General features: G+C 49.5%; 17 protein-coding genes and 1 other annotated feature (1 of these 18 running past the window's edge). All 17 genes read right to left on the minus strand.

The window, feature by feature from the left end:
• Window positions 1–49, minus strand: a binding site (T-box leader) (it extends 183 nt beyond the left edge of the window).
• Window positions 50–168: 119 nt separating this feature from the next.
• A complete protein-coding gene (tetB(58), locus tag MKY48_RS25115; protein WP_339291486.1) occupies window positions 169–984 on the minus strand; it encodes a tetracycline efflux ABC transporter Tet(58) subunit B in 816 nt (271 codons plus the stop codon).
• Complete coding sequence (gene tetA(58) / locus MKY48_RS25120) at window positions 981–2,012, minus strand: tetracycline efflux ABC transporter Tet(58) subunit A (RefSeq protein ID WP_339291488.1); 1,032 nt, start codon at window positions 2,010–2,012, stop codon at window positions 981–983. Before tetA(58) ends, tetB(58) begins: the two co-directional genes overlap by 4 nt.
• A 297-nt stretch (window positions 2,013–2,309) precedes the next feature.
• Entirely contained in the window at window positions 2,310–3,257 is a 948-nt protein-coding gene (locus MKY48_RS25125) for an ArsR family transcriptional regulator (protein WP_339291490.1), read from the minus strand.
• 241 nt (window positions 3,258–3,498) lie between these two features.
• Window positions 3,499–4,896 carry a family 43 glycosylhydrolase gene (locus MKY48_RS25130; RefSeq protein WP_339291492.1) on the minus strand — a complete coding sequence of 466 codons (1,398 nt, stop codon included), beginning with the start codon at window positions 4,894–4,896 and terminating at the stop codon, window positions 3,499–3,501.
• A gap of 89 nt (window positions 4,897–4,985) precedes the next feature.
• Window positions 4,986–6,731, minus strand: coding sequence for a sugar-binding domain-containing protein (locus MKY48_RS25135; protein ID WP_339291493.1), 1,746 nt, complete (start codon window positions 6,729–6,731; stop codon window positions 4,986–4,988).
• A gap of 66 nt (window positions 6,732–6,797) precedes the next feature.
• Entirely contained in the window at window positions 6,798–7,802 is a 1,005-nt protein-coding gene (locus tag MKY48_RS25140; protein WP_339291495.1) for an aldose 1-epimerase, read from the minus strand.
• 11 nt (window positions 7,803–7,813) lie between these two features.
• The gene (locus MKY48_RS25145; RefSeq protein ID WP_339291497.1) at window positions 7,814–9,592 is read right to left on the minus strand and encodes a sugar-binding domain-containing protein; all 1,779 of its coding nucleotides are present in this window, start codon (window positions 9,590–9,592) and stop codon (window positions 7,814–7,816) included.
• A 51-nt stretch (window positions 9,593–9,643) separates the two neighbouring features.
• Entirely contained in the window at window positions 9,644–10,579 is a 936-nt protein-coding gene (locus tag MKY48_RS25150; RefSeq protein ID WP_213643710.1) for a carbohydrate ABC transporter permease, read from the minus strand.
• 15 nt (window positions 10,580–10,594) lie between these two features.
• Window positions 10,595–11,566 (minus strand): ABC transporter permease subunit, encoded by a 972-nt coding sequence (locus MKY48_RS25155; protein WP_076324224.1) that lies wholly within the window; start codon window positions 11,564–11,566, stop codon window positions 10,595–10,597.
• A gap of 29 nt (window positions 11,567–11,595) precedes the next feature.
• The gene (locus tag MKY48_RS25160; RefSeq protein ID WP_339291499.1) at window positions 11,596–13,335 is read right to left on the minus strand and encodes an extracellular solute-binding protein; all 1,740 of its coding nucleotides are present in this window, start codon (window positions 13,333–13,335) and stop codon (window positions 11,596–11,598) included.
• Window positions 13,336–13,933: 598 nt separating this feature from the next.
• Window positions 13,934–14,917: a glycoside hydrolase family 43 protein gene (locus tag MKY48_RS25165; protein WP_339291500.1), complete on the minus strand. Its 984-nt coding sequence runs from the start codon at window positions 14,915–14,917 to the stop codon at window positions 13,934–13,936.
• A gap of 316 nt (window positions 14,918–15,233) precedes the next feature.
• The gene (locus MKY48_RS25170) at window positions 15,234–15,884 is read right to left on the minus strand and encodes an SUMF1/EgtB/PvdO family nonheme iron enzyme (protein WP_339273658.1); all 651 of its coding nucleotides are present in this window, start codon (window positions 15,882–15,884) and stop codon (window positions 15,234–15,236) included.
• 60 nt (window positions 15,885–15,944) lie between these two features.
• Window positions 15,945–16,313, minus strand: coding sequence for a DUF4180 domain-containing protein (locus MKY48_RS25175; RefSeq protein ID WP_339291502.1), 369 nt, complete (start codon window positions 16,311–16,313; stop codon window positions 15,945–15,947).
• Entirely contained in the window at window positions 16,294–16,974 is a 681-nt protein-coding gene (locus MKY48_RS25180; protein WP_339291504.1) for a TetR/AcrR family transcriptional regulator, read from the minus strand. The genes MKY48_RS25175 and MKY48_RS25180 overlap by 20 nt, the downstream gene beginning before the upstream one ends.
• Window positions 16,975–17,224: 250 nt before the next feature.
• Entirely contained in the window at window positions 17,225–18,682 is a 1,458-nt protein-coding gene (locus tag MKY48_RS25185) for an ABC transporter substrate-binding protein (RefSeq protein WP_339291506.1), read from the minus strand.
• Window positions 18,683–18,752: 70 nt separating this feature from the next.
• On the minus strand, window positions 18,753–19,649 hold the full coding sequence (locus MKY48_RS25190; protein ID WP_339291507.1) for a carbohydrate ABC transporter permease: 897 nt from the start codon (window positions 19,647–19,649) through the stop codon (window positions 18,753–18,755).
• Window positions 19,649–20,575: an ABC transporter permease subunit gene (locus MKY48_RS25195; RefSeq protein ID WP_339291509.1), complete on the minus strand. Its 927-nt coding sequence runs from the start codon at window positions 20,573–20,575 to the stop codon at window positions 19,649–19,651. The genes MKY48_RS25190 and MKY48_RS25195 overlap by 1 nt, the downstream gene beginning before the upstream one ends.
• Between the last annotated feature and the right edge of the window lie 19 nt (window positions 20,576–20,594).

Genomic DNA, 20,594 nt, shown 5'->3' on the forward strand with positions numbered 1-20,594 from the left:
TTTCTAGAACAGGGACCAAGCTGCTACTGGGCTCTTTCAACGTATGTTGCTTATAAGATTACAGACAGTATAGTGAATTAATAAATCGATGTCAACCTGCGTTTCGGACGGATGTCCTGCTTTCCCCGGCAGCATGGGTAAACGTTCGTCGGATGAGCCCCCTTGGTATCAGGTGCGGCGCATGTACGCACGAACCGTAATGGGAGCAAAGACCGCCACGATGACCGCGGCGCCGACCAAGGATATCGTGAGATCCCAGCCCACGGTGCCAGCGTTGGTGAGATCCCGAACGGCTGTCACAAGATGCGAGATCGGATTCATATTGACGAACCACTGCAGCCAGCCCGGCATCGTATCCACCGGCACGAACGCGTTGGAGAGAAACGTGAGCGGAAACAGCACGATCATCGATATTCCCTGTACGCCGGAGGCGGATCTTGCAATCACGCCGCAGAAAGCAAAGATCCAACTGATGGCCCACGAGCACAAAATGACGACCAGCCCGGCAAGAGCAACGTAACCCAAGCCGCCTTCGGGCCGATATCCCATAATATAACCCATCGTAAAGGTAAGCACCGTTGCAATGGTATATCGAATCGTATCTGCCAGCAGGGCACCGGCCAGTGGTGCAATGCGTGCAATCGGCAGCGATTTGAACCGGTCGAATACGCCTTTATCCATATCCTCACGCAGCTGAACACCTGTGACGACGGAGGTCGTAATCACGGTCTGGACGAGGATGCCGGGAATGATAACGGGCAAATAACTCGCCACGTCACCGGAGATGGCGCCCCCAAAAATATAGGTGAACATCAGTGTAAAAATAATGGGCTGGAACGTGACGTCAAACAACTGCTCGGGCGTACGCCGGAGCTTCAGCAGCCCGCGGTAGGCCATTGTCAACGAATTTCGCATCGTCTGACCGAAACTCGTGCGGTTCTTGAGCTGACGTTCCGTCCCTGGCTGAATCATGGTGCTGCTCATACCCTTGCCACCTCTCTATTATTGGATTCATAAGCCCCTTGGCCAGCGTCTTCCTTCACGCCGTGGCCGGTGATCGTCAGGAACACCTCATCCAGGGTCGGCTTCTGCACGCTCATCTCGGACAAGCCGATTCCTGCCGAGCGCAGTTCGATCAGCAGATCTGTAACAAGACCCGCATTAGCCATCGGTGCCGTTATCTTGCCCGCTTCCGGCGATACATTAGCATGAACTTTGAGCACTTGTTCCACGGTATGGCGGGCGCGATCCATGTCCTGTAAATGCTGGACGGTCAAATGCAGCGAGGAAGTGCCTACCGACATCTTCAGTTCATCCGCCGTCCCCTCGGCCACAACCCGGCCGTAATCGATAACGGCGATGCGGTCTGCCAATTGATCCGCTTCCTCGAGATACTGTGTGGTCAGCAATACCGTTGAACCGGTATTCACCAATCGGCGGATCGTATCCCACATCTGGGAACGCGTACGCGGGTCAAGCCCCGTCGTCGGTTCATCCAGGAAGATGAGCGGCGGTTGGGCAATAAGGCTTGCCGCCAGATCCAGTCTTCTCCGCATGCCGCCGGAGAAATTTTTTAGCGGTCGCTTCGCGGCTTCCGACAAACCGAATTCCTCAAGCAGCTCACTCGCTTTGCGCCGCGCCTCCGTACGCCCCAAACCTAGCAAACGGGAGAATATAATCAGATTCTCCGTAGCGCTGAGCGATTCGTCCACCGACGCGTATTGACCGGTTACCCCGATCAACTGACGGACGATCTGCGATTCCGCCTGCACGTCGTGTCCAAAGATTCGGGCCGTACCGGCATCCGGCCTTAGCAAGGTCGCCAGCATCCGGATGGTGGTCGTCTTGCCTGCCCCATTCGGACCAAGCACACCGTAGATCGTTCCGGTACGCACGTTCAGATCCACGCCATCCACGGCACGATTATCGCCGAATGTTTTGACTAGTCCATAAGCCTCAACGGCCAAGTCACCAGGGTTAGGCTCTATTTTCTTTCTGTATACATGCTCCATTATGATTTCCTCCTCTTTGCTAATGGATGATGCTTGAATCGTAACACCCCTATTTAAACGGAATGTAAACCGGGAAAAGAATGGGCTCTTCTTATGAAATGATTCTCAATCGATAAGGATTCGCGGTTTACTCCGACTATTCTGAGGGTAAACAAAAAAAGTGACAGCACAGAAATACCTTCTGCACTGCCACTTTTTCCTTTATAAAAACGGGAAACCTCTCCGCCCACATGCTGCCGCTGCACTTGCCTTTTCTTCGTCTTCTGTTAAGCCTTCGGCCACTTACAAATAGCATGATTAAAGGTCTTCCCCATCCTGATCCATCGTATATTTTACCTGCATGATAATATTCTGTTCGTGATCCCCAAATTGGCGTCCGAACAGATTCAGCCCCCCTTGATTGACGGCATCGGGCTTGATGCCGATACGCAACCGCAATTTGGGACTCTCGGAAAGATTCAGTTCATCCAATGTAACGCCCGACACTTTCTCCATGTCTAGCGTTGTCTTCTCATGATCAACCCGCCATGTCTTGAGAAACCCGTACTGCGTTGCCCAATCGTACCACCAATTAGGGTTCAGCTTGCCGCGCCGATCCCCGAAATCGCCGGGGCTTGTCCACATGCCGATCTCCACGCCATTGACCCACACCGAAATATTCGAAGGCCAGTTTTGGTCATAATTCGGGGCCTCCGAACACATCTCCATGGACAGTTCAAGTGATTCGATTCGTACTCCGGCCGGAATATCCATCGGCATCAAATATTCCAAATATCCCTTGCGCAGCCAAATGATCTGGGCATTGACATGCTTGGGATGGTAAAAGCTCGCCGGCTCGTCTTCCTTTATGATATACCCGTCGGCATTCGCCATTCCGCATGTCGGCGATACTTCGCAATCGCTGTAATGGCCAATCGGCATCTCTACTTCATAGACATGCGTGATTCCCTTAGGTACTGAATTTTTTAAATTCAATGCAAAATGAACATCGTCATAATTACGGCTGCACACCTTCATTGCTCCTCGCGAAGCCGGAAGCAATTCCGTATTAATTAACTCGGCCGCTTCCAACACTTTGATATTGCTCGCAACCGTAGAAACGGGAAGTTTGAGTTTCTCGGCGATTTCAATGACATTCAAGTTCTTGGAGTTCAAGAGCCTCAGAATATCCACCCTAGAGCGCGTTGACAAGGCATGAGCTACCGTGACCAGTCTTTCCGGGTCGTTAAAACCAAGTTCCAGCACAAATCCGCTCTCCTTTAAACATATTCATTACAATAATTTTACTTCTTAATGAAATGAAAAACAATCACACTGGAAAGGCTTACACCATCCATTTTCCTGCCTCTTGCCATAAGGCATCGTATAGTCGGACGTAGAAAACCATGACTTTCATAGCCAGAAATGGCCTCCGGGAGAACCGGAAGCCATCCATGATCAAGCTAACAACACTTTTTTATCGACCCGCTATGCCATCCGCTGTATCCTAATTGGGCGGCTTGATGTCGAAAAAGTCGATTTCTCCGTATCCCGCGCCTTTTGAAAAACGTATCGTATTCACGCCAGCCTTCAACTGAACCCGCGCCGTGGACAGCCCCCAGTTCTCCCATCCTTTATTCGTGATGTGGAACTTGCTTGCGGTACCGGCATTTACACTGAGCATGAGATGGGACCAATTCCCCCCGGCTGTTCCATTCGCCGTTCGGGCAAGCAGAATGTATTCGCCTGCGGACGCGGCATGTACCTTGAATTCCACATAGCTCTCCCGCGTATCGATATGCCCGGCCTTCATGCCTCCCGAGCCGTTAGGGCTCTGAGATGCATAGGCGATACCTCCAAATGTCCCTTCCTCACCTTCGTAACGGATATGTGCTGCTTCGCCGGAAGGCAAGGTTATCGGAGCATTCGGATTCACCGGGACGCCGAGATTGGGCGTGTGGTCGGCATGCCACGTGAATTTCTGCATTCGAACCTCGCGGTTCCACCCGGCATTATTGTATTTGGCGACATGATAGAGCATCCAGTCCTCCGTGCCGTCGGGCGACTTGGTGAACGAATGATGACCCGGTCCGTACAGACCGTTACCGGACTTGAAAATAGGCTGGCTGCGTTTGCTCCATGATGCCGGATTCAGCAGATCGCTGGTTGTGCTGGCCGTGATGAGGCCCAGGCAATAGTCGTTGGTCCAGCTTCCGCTTGCCGAGTATACCAGATTGATGAGACCGTTTCGCACAATCACCTGAGGCCCTTCGTTTACATGCGGGGAATGGTTCGTTTCCCAGCTGTGGGTAGGCCTTGCGATTTCAACGCGATTCGAATCGATCGTCCAGGGATTGCTCATGCGGGCGATATACAAATTCTGCCGGACATTGGTGTCGCCTTCCCAGCCGGACCATATAAAATACAGCTGACCGCCTGTTTGCAGCACCGTGCCGTCAATCGCCCATTTATTCGTCGGGTCCGTAATTTGGCCCTTATACTGCCAGGTTCCCTGCATCGGATCCGCCGACGTGTTCTCCATGACATACATGCGGTGATTGACGTTATCCCCGTCATCCTTGGCATAGTAGATGTACCAGGCGCCATTGATGTAATGCAATTCGGGAGCCCAGATGCTGCAGCAGCCCGTTTCGACGACCGTCGTCGGAGCTGCATCGATCGTGGTAAGCTGTGCGGACTTCCATATGGTCACATTTCCACCGGTCGTTTTTGTGAAGTAATAGAAGCCGTCGGTGTGTTTATATACCCATGGATCCGCCCCCTCCTGCATGACCACGTTGTAGAAGTTATTTTGAAGCGTAGCCGCATGTGTCGCCTGACCTATAGGAAGAATAAGGAATGCGCATATCGTGAGCAATAATTTATTCCGGTAATTCACCTTCATCCTTCGTCACGTTCCTTTCGGATAATCTGCAATCATACACCACGCAGAAATGTAACACCGCCTACTTCGATAACGGTCATGATACCGGCTCAATCTTCAATCGCGGCCTTGCGGGAATTGATGCGGCGAATCACTTCGGGATCGAATTTTGGACGTCTGTCATAGGTATACAATCCGTTCACTTCCTGCTCCACGTCGTACAGCTGGGTATAACAAAATCCGAACATTTTCGGATGATCCAGCAGCACATTCGTTAAGCCCGCATAGCGCGTTAGAAACGCTTCTTCGGAGGTCGGCCTGTCGCCGTAACCCCAGGACTTCTCGTCTTTTTGGTCCGGATTCCACCATATGCCGCCATATTCGCTGATGAAATAAGGCTGGCCTTCATACTGCTGCCGATTCGGGAAGCTATTGTACACCTCTCCGCCGTTCTTCATCGGCTCATATCGTTCCTTGAATGTCTCCGGGTTCTGATCGTAATCATGGATATCGAAAATATCCGTCACGACATGGAAGTTACCGCTCGTATCAATGACGGGACGCGTCGGATCCATCTTTTTCGATACTTCGTACACAATGCGCAGCACTTCGTTATTTTGCTTGGCGCCGTCACGGTCCCATGTCTCGTTAAAAGGACACCAGCCGATGAGAGCAGGATGATTGAAATCGCGTTCCATGCCTTCGAGCCATTCCGGGAGAAAATGTGACAGCCCCTCCGTTGTGGTAATGTCCAATCCCCAATTTGCATGTTCTCCCCACACCAGATACCCTAAACGGTCCGCCCAGTATAGAAAGCGCGGTTCAAACATCTTCTCGTGAAGCCTTGCGCCGTTAAAGCCGAGTCCCATCGAAATTTCGATGTCTTTGCGGAGATCCTCATCGCTTGGGGCGGTGTAGACCCCATCCGGATAGAAGCCCTGATCCAGCACAAGGCGCTGAAACACGGATTTGCCGTTGATGCGGAAGGCCATGCCGCCCAGCATGACGGTTCTAAGCCCGAAATAGGATTGGACGGTGTCGCTCACCTGATTATCCCGTCCTTGCAGGGTTAATTCCAGATCATACAGCCTGGCCTGACCCACCTCCCACAAGTGAACCTCCGCCAATGGAATGGTAAGTATGACGGACGGCCCGGATACGACCGCACTGGCGTTCCCTACAGGTTTTCCCTCATACAGAGCGGAGGCGCTCAGTTTATGTCCCACAGCATTTCCGCATATCTTTACTTCCAGGTGCGCGCAGGCATTATCGGGATCACCCACTATTTTCATGTCGGACAAATAGGCCTCCGGCACTCGCTCCAACCATACCGTCTGCCAAATCCCCGTCGTACGGGTGTAATCACAGCCATGCGAGTGAAACCGCCCGCTTTGTTTCCCGCGCGGCTGGCGTCCGGAACGGACGTCGTCTTCCGCACAGACGGTAATCACGTTCTTGCCCGGTATCACATGCGACGTAATATCAAAGCTAAAAGGCGTATATCCTCCGCGATGCATTCCTACGGATACACCGTTTACCCATACTTCCGTCTCGTAATCCACAGCTCCGAAGTGAAGCAGGATGCTGCCTTTCCATTCTTCAGGCACGGTAAAATCGCGTTTGTACCATACAGCTGCCATGAAATCCTTATATTCAACGCCGGACAGCTTACTTTCGGGGCAGAAGGGAACGGTGATCGTTCCGGATAGATCATGTCCCGGCTCATGGAATCCGCGCTCCTTCCCGCTTTTCCCATGATCGATTTCGAATTGCCAAGCACCGTTCAGATTAATCCATTCAGGTCTTACCCATTGCGGGCGGGGGTACTCCGAACGCGGCAGTGTTAATTCTGTCATGTTTAACTCCTTCTTTTAGGTTTAATTTGTCGGTATTTATCTGTTACCCGGCTGTCACCTATGGCTTTAGCCTCGGCTTTCCTTCACGTACAGCCTGCTGGTCTCTTCCCAGATTTCATTTGGCTCAAGACTGAAACACCCGATTTCTTCGACTTCCATGTCCATATTGGGCGCATTGACCAGATTGATCTGCGGCTCAGGGCAAAAGAAACCCTCGGTCGCTTCGTTGTTCCAGATCATCCATTGTTTATAGGAGGTGCCTACGTCATAAACCAGCGTCAGTTTCTCCGCCCGATCGGTAAGCTCCATCCGGTTTCTTCCATTTTGAGCTACAGCGGTATAATGATTGTCCATACTTTCGAAGAAGGGGTACACGCCTGCTCCTTGCATGACCTGCTCGTTAGCGGACAGCTCCTGATAGGATCCGGTGGGCAGCATTCGCCCATCCAGCTCCCACCGCTTCAGGGCGGTCAGCTTTAAGCGGTAATCCCGGGCGTCGCCTCCATTCGTAAATGGCGCGTTGATGGACGTATGGAACGCCAGCAAACACGGCATGGCTTCTTGGCCTGTATTGGTAATCGTTACCCGCTGGGATAGCCCCTGCCGGCTTAAGCCATACCGAAGCTGAATATGGAACCGGAACGGGAAGCTTTGGAATACCGGATGCTGTTCATCCACGTGGACAGACACGGTCACATAAGCTTCCTGCCCGGAATGCCCGTATTCATCGACCTCCCATGGAATGTTGTACAGAAATCCATGCAGATGATGACCGGTTGCCTCTTCATTGACCGGCAGCTGATGGACTTTGCCGTTCCACCGGAACTGGCCGTCTTTATAGCGGTTCGGGGGAAACAATACCGGAATGCCATGAATCATCGGCCTTGCTTTGAATCCCGGCATTTCCTCCGACGTCGGCTCATGCAGAAACCGATAGCCCTTATCGAGGTCCCGGAACGATATCAAATTCCCGCCGATATCCGGAAGCATGATGGCCTCATAACCCCCGGCTCTCAAATAAACTGCTCGCTCGTTATGGTATACGCCTTCGTAGGCATTCGTCCCTTCCATTTCTCCTCCTCCTATTTACCCGTCATGATGTTGCGAATGGTTTCAAGCGGCGCCTTCGGCTTACGGTCATACGTCAGCAAACCGTTGATTTCCTGCTCAACATCCGTCAGCTGCGTATAGCAATATCCCTGGATCACCGGGGATGAAAACATCGGATCCACTACGGCCTTGAGCCGGATCAGGAAGTCCTCCTCGTTCTCGGCGCCGGAATACCCCCAGCCCTCCCAATCGCTCTTCTTAAAGGCTATCCCGCCAAACTCCGATACCAGAATGGGTTGGCCTTCGTAAGAAGCACCGCCGACGAATATTCTCCGGTTCGCCGGCATGGCTTCCACCGCGGAAGCGGCTGTTGTATACCGCTCCTCCAGCACTTCCTGGCGGCTCTCGTAGTCATGAATAGTAACCAGGTCGGTGGTCATATGCTCCCACCCGTCGTTGTAAACAACCGGCCTGCTATCGTCCAATGACTTTGTTAAATGATACATGGCAAGCCCATGCTGCTGCTGACGCTTATCCATCTGAACATTGGGAACGCCCCAGCTCTCATTGAGCGGAACCCAGGTGACGATGCAAGGATGGTTATAGTCCCGCTCGATGATCTCCTGCCATTCCGCCGTGAAGCGGCGAACATAGGACTCGGAATATTCATACGCGTTAGCCGCCTCGCTCCATAACAGCAAGCCGAGCTGGTCGCACCAGTACAAGAACCTTGGGTCCTCCGTCTTCTGGTGCTTTCTCACGCCGTTGAATCCCATTTCCTTCGCCAGCTCCACATCGCGCTTCAAAGCCTCGTCTGAAGGAGCCGTCAGAATTCCATCAGGGAAATACCCCTGATCCAGCACCAGCCTTTGGAAATACGGGCGGTTATTCAGGCACAGCTTGCCGTTCTCGATCGATACCTTCCGCATCCCGAAATAACTGGATACTTGATCGACAACGTTCCCATCTTGAACAAGGCGAAACTCGATGGTATACAAGTTCGGAAACTCGGGGCTCCAGAGGCGTCCCAGGCCATGATCCGTAAAATCGCTCAGCCCTATAGTCCGGAGCTGTTCCGCATTTCGGATCGTATACTGATCCTCGGCAACCAATTCATCCTTATACGATATGGTGATCTGCAGCTTAAGATCCTCTGTAGATTTATAGCCGTCAAGGAATGTCCGGATGCGAATTTCGTTCCGGTCAATGTCAGGCGTCATCATCGCTTTGCTCAGATGTACCGGGGATACCGGCTCTATCCACACACTCTGCCAGATGCCAGTCGTACGGGTATAGAAAATGCTTGCCGAATGCTCAAGCCAATATTGTTTGCCCCTCGGCAGAGTGACGTCGCGGCTGAAATCCTCCGCCCGCAGCACGACCGTGTTGCTTCCTTCCGTGAGCGCGGCCGTAATGTCCGCTTGAAACGGCGTATGCCCTCCTTCATGCATGGCCACCAAATGCCCGTTCACCCACACTTTGGCCATATAATCCACGGCACCGAAATGAAGCACGATCCGTTTCCCGTTCCAGTTCTGCGGGATTTCAAACGTTCTGCGGTACCATACCACATCATGAAAAGAAGGATCTCCAATGCCGCTCAGCCTGCTTTGGAACGTAAAGGGGACGTTGATCTTCCGTGTAAAGGAAGCCATCGCTTCCGCCCGATACCACCCTTCATCCTCGCCGATGGTTTCATCATCAAAACGGAAATCCCATTCGCCATTGAGGGTTAACCACTCTTTGCGCTGAAACTGGGGTCTCGGATATTCGTTGCGAACCGGTTGTGTCTTGCTAACTTCTGTCAACATGATGCAACTCACTCCTAATTATTCAATCTCTCTATCTGCTCGTTTGAACGTCTAGCCTTTGATCGAACCCACATAAACGCCTTTCACAAAATACTTTTGCAGGAAAGGATACACCAGCAATATAGGCACGGTCGAAACTACTATTGCGCAATATTTAACCAACTCCCGGAAAGCCGTCGAGCTCTGAGCACTGTTAATGACAACCCCGCCCGCGCTGCCGATCGTGGTGGCCGTCGAATCATTAGCGACCAGGATTTCCTTCATGAGCAGCTGTAACGGGAACAATTCCCTATCCTTCAGCAGGACCATCGCGTTAAACCAGGAGTTCCAATTCCCGACCAGATAATACAGGAAGATAACGGCCAGCGTGGCTTTCGACAGTGGCAGGATGACCGTGATCAGAATATTGGCCTGGCTCGCGCCGTCAATCAATGCCGCTTCTTCCAGTTCTCTCGGGATCGATTGGAATCCGGTTCTTAAAATGATGATATTCCAAGTGCTTAAAGCGGTCGGCAGAATCATCGCCCACAGATTGTTGTACAAGCCGATGTCCTTCATTAACAGGAACCAGGGAATCAGCCCTCCGCCAAAAAACATGGTGATCGTAATTAAAATCATGATAAAATTTTTGAAATACAAGTCCCGTCTGGAGAGCACGTATGCGCCCAATATCGTCATGACCATATTGACCAAGGTGCCCAGTCCCACATAAATGATCGTATTCATGTACCCCTTCAGCAGGCTGTTGTCTTTAAACACCAGCTTGTAACCGTCGAGCGTGAATCCCAGCGGCTTTAACAATACCCCTTTATGGGCCATCAAGGCGCTGGGATCGCTGACGGAAGCAAACAAGATATGCAATATGGGATAAAAACAAACCAACGTTAATGCGGTTAACAGCGTATAGTTCGTGAAGTCGAATACGCGGTCCCCTATGCTTTTATGCTTCCTTCTTCGTTTCACTTTGAGTTGCTTGATATCCTCCATAGCCTTCCCTCTCTCTTACCATAAGCTGGATTCAGATCTGCGCTTCACGATGGTATTTGTCATCCATAACAGCCCGAAGTTCACGATGGAGCTTATTAATCCGACGGCTGTGGAATAACTTAGGCTCGCTTCCCTCAAGCCCCTGCGGTAAACATAGGAGGCGATGACATCCGCCGTATCATAGATCAAAGGATTATAGAGCAGGATAATTTTCTCGTAGCCGGAGGCCATCAATCCGCCGATCGCAAAGATAAACAGGATGATGATGACCGGACTGATCTGAGGCAGCGTAATGTACCACATTTTTTTCACCCTGCCGACCCCGTCGATATCGGCCGCTTCATATAATGATGGATCGATGGAGCTCATCGCAGCCAGATAAATGATGCTGTCCCATCCGATGCTCTGCCAGATTCCGGAAAAGGTATAAATCGGCCGGAACAAATTGGAATACCCGAGAAGGGATGAGTAGTCTTTTCCCGTTATGAACGAAAGCAGCTGCGTAACGACACCTTCATTGGCCGTAAAGATGTGAATGATCCCGCACACAACCACCAGTGAAATAAAATGCGGCATATACGTAATGGTTTGAACGGTCCGCTTAAACTTGGAAGAACGAACTTCGTTCAGCAGCAATGCCAAGATGATCGGTGCCGTAAATCCAAACACGATCCCCCACACATTCAGCAGGAGCGTATTCTTGACGACTCTCCAAAAATAGGGTCCGGAGAAAAAATCGATAAAATGCTTGAAGCCCACCCAATCGCTATCCGCGAAGCCCAGCAAAGGCTTGAAATCCTTAAATGCGATCATAACACCCCACATCGGCCCGTAGCAGAAGATAATGAACCACGCCACAACGGGAAGGGCCATCAGATAGACGAACCAATTCTTTTTCAGGTCCTTTTGAATCAACCGCTTGGCATTCTTGGGCTCCGAGGGCGTCCGAACATGGTCTATTTCCCTGTTTTTCCGTAATATCTCCATGAATCAACCACCTGTTCTTATTATGAAAACTATCGTTGGTTATACCGATCCAAGGCTGCTTGATGGAGACTTATGAATTCGTCCAGCCCCATGCTCTGCGCTTCCTTCAAAAATTTATCGTAAGCATCGACCGGCAATTCGCCCATAATGATCTTCGCAAAGTATTCTCCGCGCAGCGTCGATAACTGGTTTCCAAGCTCGGCTTCGCGCGAGGCTTCGTCTTTCGTAAACGTGATTGGCGGCATCGCCATGCTGGTATCCATGTTTTCCGTCCAATTCTTTCGGATATCTCCGGAATAACTTCCTTTCGCCGAGATCAACGGGTTGGCATGATGCTCGTCGCGGATATTCGGCCAACTGTGCCAGCGGTATTTCCAAAGTGTGACGTCTACCGGCTGACCGTCCGGATCATTGTAGATGTAGCTGTTTTCAGGATAATAAGGCATTCCTTGCTCATCCACCAAATGCACCGTGCCGTACTCGCCAAAGTTAATGAGCTCCCAGCCTTTTTTGCTGAAGTTGAAATCCAGCCATGCCATTGCAGCTTCGACATTTTTGCTCTGGGTGGTGATGGCCGCACTGGTTCCGGTTCTTTTGAAGTTTTTATAGGTGGTCGAGGATTTGTCTCCTTTGTTAAGTACAGGATTCAGCGCCCCCACGAAATCAATATCGTTCTGCACTTTCCAATAGCTCCACATCGTATCCGGTGAGTCCATCATCACGGCCGTATCATCGGATATCGCGCTAGCCATCCGTTGATTGAAATCAGCGGTTGCCCAATCCCGATTCAGCAAACCTTCCTTGTTCCACTGCTGCATGGTCGCGAGATATTCCTTGGCTTTCGGCTGCGCAGGACCCCATGCGACCTTGCCGTTCTCATCCAGGAAGGTCCAGTCCCAGACGCCATATGCACCATTAATGATGCCGGTAAAAATTTGACCGTACGTCGATCCGTAATTCAGTGGAGCTTTATATCCGACTTCCTTAGACTTCTTCAGGAACTCATACCATTCGTCTATTGTTGTCGGGATTGGAAGTCCCGTCTTATCCAGCGCTTCCTGCTTGATCAGCGTTCCGAACCAGATCCATTCGGAATACGGGGCGATGCCGTAGAAGCCCAGCAGCCTGCCATCGTCGGTCACGGTCGTTTTTCTTCTCGTTTCGTCCGAATTGCGCCACGCTGTATAGTTGGGAGCATGCTCTTCCATCAGGTCGGTCAGATCGAGGTAAGCGCCGTCATTCACCCCCGCTTCAAAGCCTCCCGGATAACGACCCGGGTCAATGATGATGTCCGGCAGCTCACCGGAGGAGATCATCAAGGTAAAGGCATCGGCTTCCTGCCCGACCGGCGGCGTAATGAAGTTCACCTTAATGCCGGTCAGTTTCTCCACCTGCTTCTGAACCAAGTGATTATTCATATCCGGGATGTTGGAGTTGGCAGGCATCCATACATCCAGCACCACATCGCCTTTGACGGGATAAGCGGAATAATCGCTAGGAATGACTTCTTCGAAAACGTCGCCAAGGTATGTATCATTCAGCGTGCTGTTTACCTCGTCGATTTGTTCCTGTGTTGGTGCTTTGTTGCCGCGTATGTCCCCGCTAATATCTTCAAAGGTCACCTCATTCTTCTCTTTGGAGACGCCCTCCTCCTGGGTTACGGTATTATCGGGCTCATTCTTTGCTTTACCGCTGCAAGCGGTCACCATCGAAATGATCAATATGGATATGAATAACAGAGTGAAAAAACGCTTCATCGTTCTGTTCATGCTTAACCTCCCATGATATGAATAATTGACGAGCACCCCCAGCATTAGCGCCCGAGAGGATCTATATTCCGTAGTTTTTAAGGGGCGCCAGTTTAAAGCTTGCTATCTACCATTCTTCAATCGTCGGAGTGTCTAAGCACCCCCGTCTGAAATGCTGCTCTTCCTCATCACCATTCCAATGGATCCCCTTTCACATGTAAGTTGACGGTATTACCAACCTCTACGCATCCATTTAATACAATTATTCTGTATATTTAACCGAAGTATAAGCATATAGATTCATTTTGTCAACGCTTTCATACATAATTTTTGTAACTAAAATGAGTCGTTTTTTCAAATACATGCTTTTAATTTAGGATATCGGAAACGATAAATAAACTCATATCCCTTTATACAAAGCGATTCTTGTTCGAAAAAACACGATTTTCCGTTATGAATTTGCAATTCCTTCACGTTTCACTCTTATCCGTAATAAACCCCCATTCATTACACAAAATCCGTAATGAATGGGGGTTTATATAAAATCCTATGAATGTTCACTTCATCAGTGCGGCATTTGCCACTCCTTTGCCGTCATCATCATTCTTCTCGGCAGTACCTACTCGTTTATGTTATGAATCCGCATACATGATTCTCCGGACGGTATCGGTATGGCCTCCGAATCACTGGCAGGGACACCGAAGTCCGGGGTTCCATCCGGCTTCCAGTCGAACTTCTGGATGCGGGTCGATCGCAAGGCCGTATCTGCTCCAGGCGCTGGAAGCGCATGGTAGACGATCCAGTCCTCCTTGCCATCCGGTGATTGCGTGAAGCTGTTATGGCCGGTGGCATACACCCCGTTTCCCACGCTTTTGCAAAATACAGGCTCCATGGATTTAGTCCAGGAAAGCGGGTCCATCGGATCTGCGGTTTCATCCATCGTGAGCATTCCCAGCGCATAATCCTCAGACCAGGTGGTGCTGGCCGAGTATACTAGGAAGATACGGCCGTTTCGCTGAAGGATAACGGGACCTTCGTTAATGGCCATTCCGCCTTGTTTTTCCCAAGATAGAGTCGGGGCCGTGAGCAATACATGGTCCCCCGTCAAGGTCCAAGGGTTCGACATTCTCATGATGTATATGGCGGAACCGTAGTCCGGGAAATGTCCGTACCCGGCATACAGGAAATAAAGCTGATTCCCTAAGGTCATGACCGTACCGTCCAGTCCGGGTACAGGGGTTGGCAGCGCGCCCTTCCATTCCCATTCGCCTTCCATCGGATCAGGCTCCACGTTCTCCAGCACGCATATTTGGCGTGACTCGTCGCCTCCTCCATCATTTGCCGTAAAAAAAATGTACCATTTGTTATCCAAATGATGAATTTCCGGCGCCCACAGGTTATAACTATAGCGTCCGCCGGCTTCCGGAGTCCAGATCGTTTTCTTCCGGCCCTCCGCAAGGCCTGTCAAGGTCGCGGATTGCGTCAACTCCAGACGATCGCGTCTCGTCGACATAAAATAGTAATGGCCGTCCGTATGCTTCCATACCCAAGGATCGGCTGCTTGCTCCACAATCGGATTATTGAATGTTGGTCCATGTGGCATCCTCTTATCCCCCTCATCCCTTGAATTTCCTGGTTTTTGATCAACACTACGGCAATTCAAACCTTGACTCCCTTTAGCTCCCCACACCTCCCCCGAAAAGTTAAACCCAATCTTACTGATGTCTTCCAGCCTTGTCTATACGCAATTTAGGTGTATTTACCGCGTTAGTTTATGTGACATATCTGGTTATAGTGAAGTATTGATGGCCTAGCATCTATTACCTTCTGAAGAAAATTGACGGCGTTTCGATGCGTTTATTGGAAATTCGTTAGGTGCTGCACGATCAAAAAAAAAGCTAATCCATTAAGGATCAGCTTTATCGTAAAATCGATCTGGCCAGACGAAACCCGAGATCCTCAATCCGAAAGGTCGGGTGGCTACGACGGCGGCATGTCGCCCCACAGCCCCTGGCCTCTTCCGCCCAGCTTCCGCCGCGGAATACTCTGTATGAGCCGTATACGTCCGGATCATATATATCCCAACACCATTCCCACACATTTCCGAGCATATCGTAAAGCCCCCAGGCATTCGGATGCTTTTTGCCTACCACATGCAGGGCGCCCCCGGAATTCCCTTCATACCAAGCGATGTCATCAAGCTCTCCGTAACGATAGCCATCACTCCCGGCCCTACACGCATATTGCCATTCCGCTTCTGTCGGTAGGCGGTACCCATCCGTCTCCCAGTTGCACACCACACGCTCACCATCTTCCGTGGCCGAATAACACTCGTCTAGACCTGAGTGCCGAGATAGCATATTACAGAAGTGAATCGCATCATTCCATGATACATCGACGACCGGAGCCTGCATGACATCAGTGAATCCTGCCGACTGCGACATAAGCGAGAAATATAACGCCTTTGTAACAGGAATCGGTGCAAGCTGAAAAGCATTCACTTCAACCGCCCACGAAGATTTGATTCGGTCGTCCCTTAATTGAATTTCGCCTGCTGGAATGTCTACCATCGGATATTCTTTTGGATTAAACCCTGGTACTGACAACCGTCTTCCTCCCGCTTTCGTCTCTTAGTTCAACCTGTTTAACCGTTCAATTCCCTGTTGTTCACTCGGCAAGAAAAAGAAATCGTTTCCCTTATTGCATTCATATATGAAGTCTTGCAAGCTTTGGCTCGGATAAACAGAAAAATCTCCGATAATCGCAACCTTTACATGATAATTGATATACTTCTGAAGGATTTCGCCTGCAAGGCGCGTCTTCAAATCGAAGAAGGCTTCGCTAAATATCGACTGTTTCATCACCATACGATGGCTGCCCGTTTCATATTGCACGGTTGCCATAAGATCCAATGCGGATTGGACATCCTTTATCAATATTTCATTGCTGCTTACGACCGCTATGGTTCCTCTATCTGTTTCAACCTTCTCGATATCCATAATTCCCTCCTGTTTGGGTAAGTCTTCTTACATAATCCTCACATATGTACCGGTTATCGCCGCCATTGGCCGGCGGAACGTTCGCTACTCTAAAGAAGCTCAGACCTATAACCATCGCCATCAGCCCATAGGCAGCGCTGTGGGAATCCTCAACAGACATCTGTCCCGTCCGATTACCGTAATCCATGATCTTGGTGATGCCTTGGAGATCAGCCTCGTAACTCTTCGATACCACTTCCTGCAAATTGCGATCCAGCATGGCTTTTGAGAAAAACTGCACAAAGAGCTTGCCTTGATCTGCATGCGGGATATACATCTTCTCGACCCCATCCAGCTGTGACACATTAATCGTTTGACCCTTGTCATCGGTGAGCGGGGGAAGCATAAACTTCAGGGCAAGATCCATCATTTCCCCCGATGTCATGGTATGCTCAATGCCTGATTCGATCTTCAGTCCATAGTACGCCAAGAACGACTTGAAAGCTTCAATCGTCAGATGATCCTTATTCTTATAATAATAAGTGACAACTCCCTTGGAGCAGTTCGCATGATCGGCAACCTTATCCAGGGTCATGCCGTCAATCCCATACATGCTAATGCAGGTTAACGTGGCATTAATGACGTCTGCCCTGCGTTTTTGTTCCATCCCTAATTTGGGCATGATTTCTTCACCTGTATCTTTGATTTTATTTATACTGAACAGTCGGAATAAAAAGAGTGTACACAAGAATTACACTTATTGTCAATGAAGGCTTATTAAGCGAGATGGCATCCAATGCCAAAAACCCCCGGTCTTGTTCAAGACTGGGGGTTTGCTTCTTCTCAAAGTGACATTATCCCTTTCAGACGTTCTTCTTTCATGGACTGTATGTCGATCCTCCATGTGTTTCTATCCTTTTTTGAACACGCTTTTATTTCCCCGCCAAAAACTCATCTAACTGACGTTGTACCTCAGCTACATATTCATCAATGCCTGCCTTCTTTAGCTTCTGAATGGCCTTAGGATACGCTGTTTCAAAGTCCACAAAACCGGAACGTATAGCAGCTAAGTCCTTGCCAACGACTTCTTTCAGAGCTGTTTCGATAGATTTGACTTTCTCATTATTAAATCGGAAGCCCAATGAAGCGGATCGTACAGCCTGGTCATCCCAGCTCTTATACTTATCGATGGACTCTTGTGCCACATCCGGCCCGAACAATTGGTAATTTTGGTTTCTGAACATCCATTCATAGAAAAATTCGCTAGGGGTCAGCTTATTGATTCTTCCATCCACAATCTCGTAATCCTTGCCTTCGACGCCATAGAGGGCAAACTGGTAATTTTCCTGGGATTTATAAATCCAGTTCACAAACTTCATGGCTCCTTCCGGATTAGGAGCATTTACTGGTATGCCAAGAACTTCTCCGCCTGTGGCTGTCACATAGCGCGGTTTATCCTCGGCTAACAGGTACGTTTTAACTTTGGCATCCGGTGCATTGGCTTTGATTGTATTAATAATTTCCATTTCCTTGCCCAAAGAGCCTTCAACCCATAAATATAAGCCTGTCTGCATACGAGAGTCTCTCTCATTGTATTTAATGGTCAGATCCTCTGTATATAACCCTGCATCATACATTCCACGGTTAAATTTCGCTACTTGCTGGAAAGCCTCTGTTTCATAATAACTGTATGCTTTTTTACTGTCTTCCCCGAATACGACCAAATCTTCTACGGCGATCCAGTTATATTGTTCATCGGCAAAATATCGGGTTAAAGGTTTAAAGACGACATCGGCAGGTCCTTTCATTTCAGGAAACTTGGCTTTCGCCTTTGTTGCGAATTCTTTTAGATCATCGGCAGTCTTCAAGTCGGTCATCCCCACGGCTTCGAGAATATCCTGACGGACGGCAACCAACTGGTACATGGCCGAGGACGGTGCATATGCCGACGGAATGCCATGAATTTTCCCATCGATCGTTGCGCCTTGAAGCTGTTCCATCGGCAAAACTTTCAACATATCCTGACCATATTCCTGGATTAAATCATCCAATACCATGGCTTGTTTCTTGTTGACGATCGTCGAAAGGTCCGGGAGTCCGTCCCAATATAAATCGATCGGTTCATTTGCGGCCAGCATGATATCTTTTTGTTCCCAATACTGGGCCCACGGCACAAATGTGACTTCGACCTTCAGACCGAGATCGGCTGCCATTTTCTCTGCGAATTCGTTGTCTAGAAATTCGTTCATTCGGTCGCTTCGTTCCCCAGGGTACAAAATCGTGACGGTTTCGAGCGCGGCTGCCCCCTCTTTTTTGCCGCTGCATCCTGCCATTACCGAAACAGACGCAATCAATAAAACCAACAAGATCAGCATTTTCCTTGCTTTCATGAAAGACCCTCCCTAATAAAATGGTTAATCTATGTTAAAAGCCTGAATTGGCCAATAACCACGCAGGTGTCTATTCTTTTACCGCTCCGGCCATAATCCCGTGCACGAAGTATTTTTGGATGTAAGGATACAGGAAAATGATCGGACCGATCGTAATGACCGTAATGGCCATCTTCACGGTTTCCGCAGGCAATGTGATGTTGCCTGATGCCCCTGACGGAATCCGTCCGGAGCTTATCGCATTTACGTTCGACAGGATGTTGTAGAGGAAATATTGAAGCGGAAATAAATCGCGTTCGTTAATAAAGATCAGAGCATGCCACCAATCATTCCAATATTGAAGCGCATACATTAATCCAACCGTCAATAGTGCGGTCTTGCTTAATGGAAGAGCGATTCTTACGTAGATCGTAAAATAATTGGCGCCGTCCATCTCGGCCGCTTCATATAAAGATGGAGAGATGCTTGCAAAGTACGTTCGCATCAGAAACATATTCCATACGCTGAATATGGACGGCAGGATCAAGGCCAGAATGCTGTTCTTCAATCCGTAATAATTGACGCTGACCATATACCACGGAATCAAACCGGCTGAAAAGATAATCGTAAAGTTGCTAATGAAGGCGAGTACGTTGCGGTATTTTAGCTTTTTTATGGATAGGGAAAATGCAATCATGCTGGTAATCAACAGAGCCCCGAACGTCCCCACAGTGGTTACAAACAGGGTCACGCCATAGGATTTGAGCAATTTCATTCCACTATTAACAAAGATATATTTATAGGTATCCAAGCTGGGGCTCAGTGGGATGATCGAATATCCGTTTCTCGCAACGGCCTGTTCCGAAGAAAAGGACACGCTTAACGTTAATACAAGAGGATACAGACAAACGAGTGCGAATAAGCCAATGAATACATAGGCAAAGGCTATCACCAATTTATCACCAAGCAATCTATTCTTTTCCATCATCAAAATAGACCCTCTCCGTCGTTTATTTTCTTAGCGGATTTGTTAGCAGCCGTAATCAGGATCAAGCCCATCAAGGACTGGAATAACCCAATTGCCGTCGAGTAAGAAAAGCCCAGCGTACGCATCGACTGATAAACATAGGTATCGATGACCGTGACTTCTTCAGCCAGGACCGGGTTGTTGCCGACAATACCGTAAATCATCCCAAAGTCCCCGTAGAAGATTCGTCCGACGCTCAGCAAGCTCAAAACGATGATCGTCGGCTTCAGCATGGGCACGGTCAAGAAAAGAATCTGCTGCAATTTGTTGGCGCCATCCACCTTGGCCGCTTCGTATAAGCTCCCGTCAAAATTGGACATCGCCGCCATGTAGACAATGGAACTGTAGCCGCTCCATTTCCAGACGCTCGACAGAATGATGATCCACTTCCAATATTTTGGCTCCGAGTACCAGGAGATCGGCTCTGCACCGAAGAACTTCAAAATATGATTCGCTACGCCCACATCCGTGGAGAAAATTCCGTACAGAATCGCCCCGACGACAACCCATGATATGAAATACGGAAAAAACATCATGCTTTGAGCGATCTTTTTGTAGGCTTTATGCCGAATTTCATTGATCAGAATGGCAATGCTGACAGGAATGATAATGCCTAATATGAGACCGAAAAAGTTGATGTACAGCGTATTATAGGTTACCTTCCATCCCATGCTGTTTTCCGAGAAAAAGTATTTGAAGTTGTCCAGACCCACAAATTTGCTGCCGAAGATGCCGTCGACCACATTGAAATCGGTAAACGCCATCCATATCCCGGCAAACGGGATATAGGAGAACATGATCAGCACAATCAGCGCGGGCAAGCACATGAGGTACAGGATCCTGTGTTTTTTTATTTCATAGAGAAATCCCTTAACAGCCGAACTCATTCCATCACCCCTTTACATG

The organism is Paenibacillus sp. FSL W8-0187, assembly GCF_037969755.1.
In the GTDB taxonomy this organism is placed as follows: domain Bacteria; phylum Bacillota; class Bacilli; order Paenibacillales; family Paenibacillaceae; genus Paenibacillus_AQ.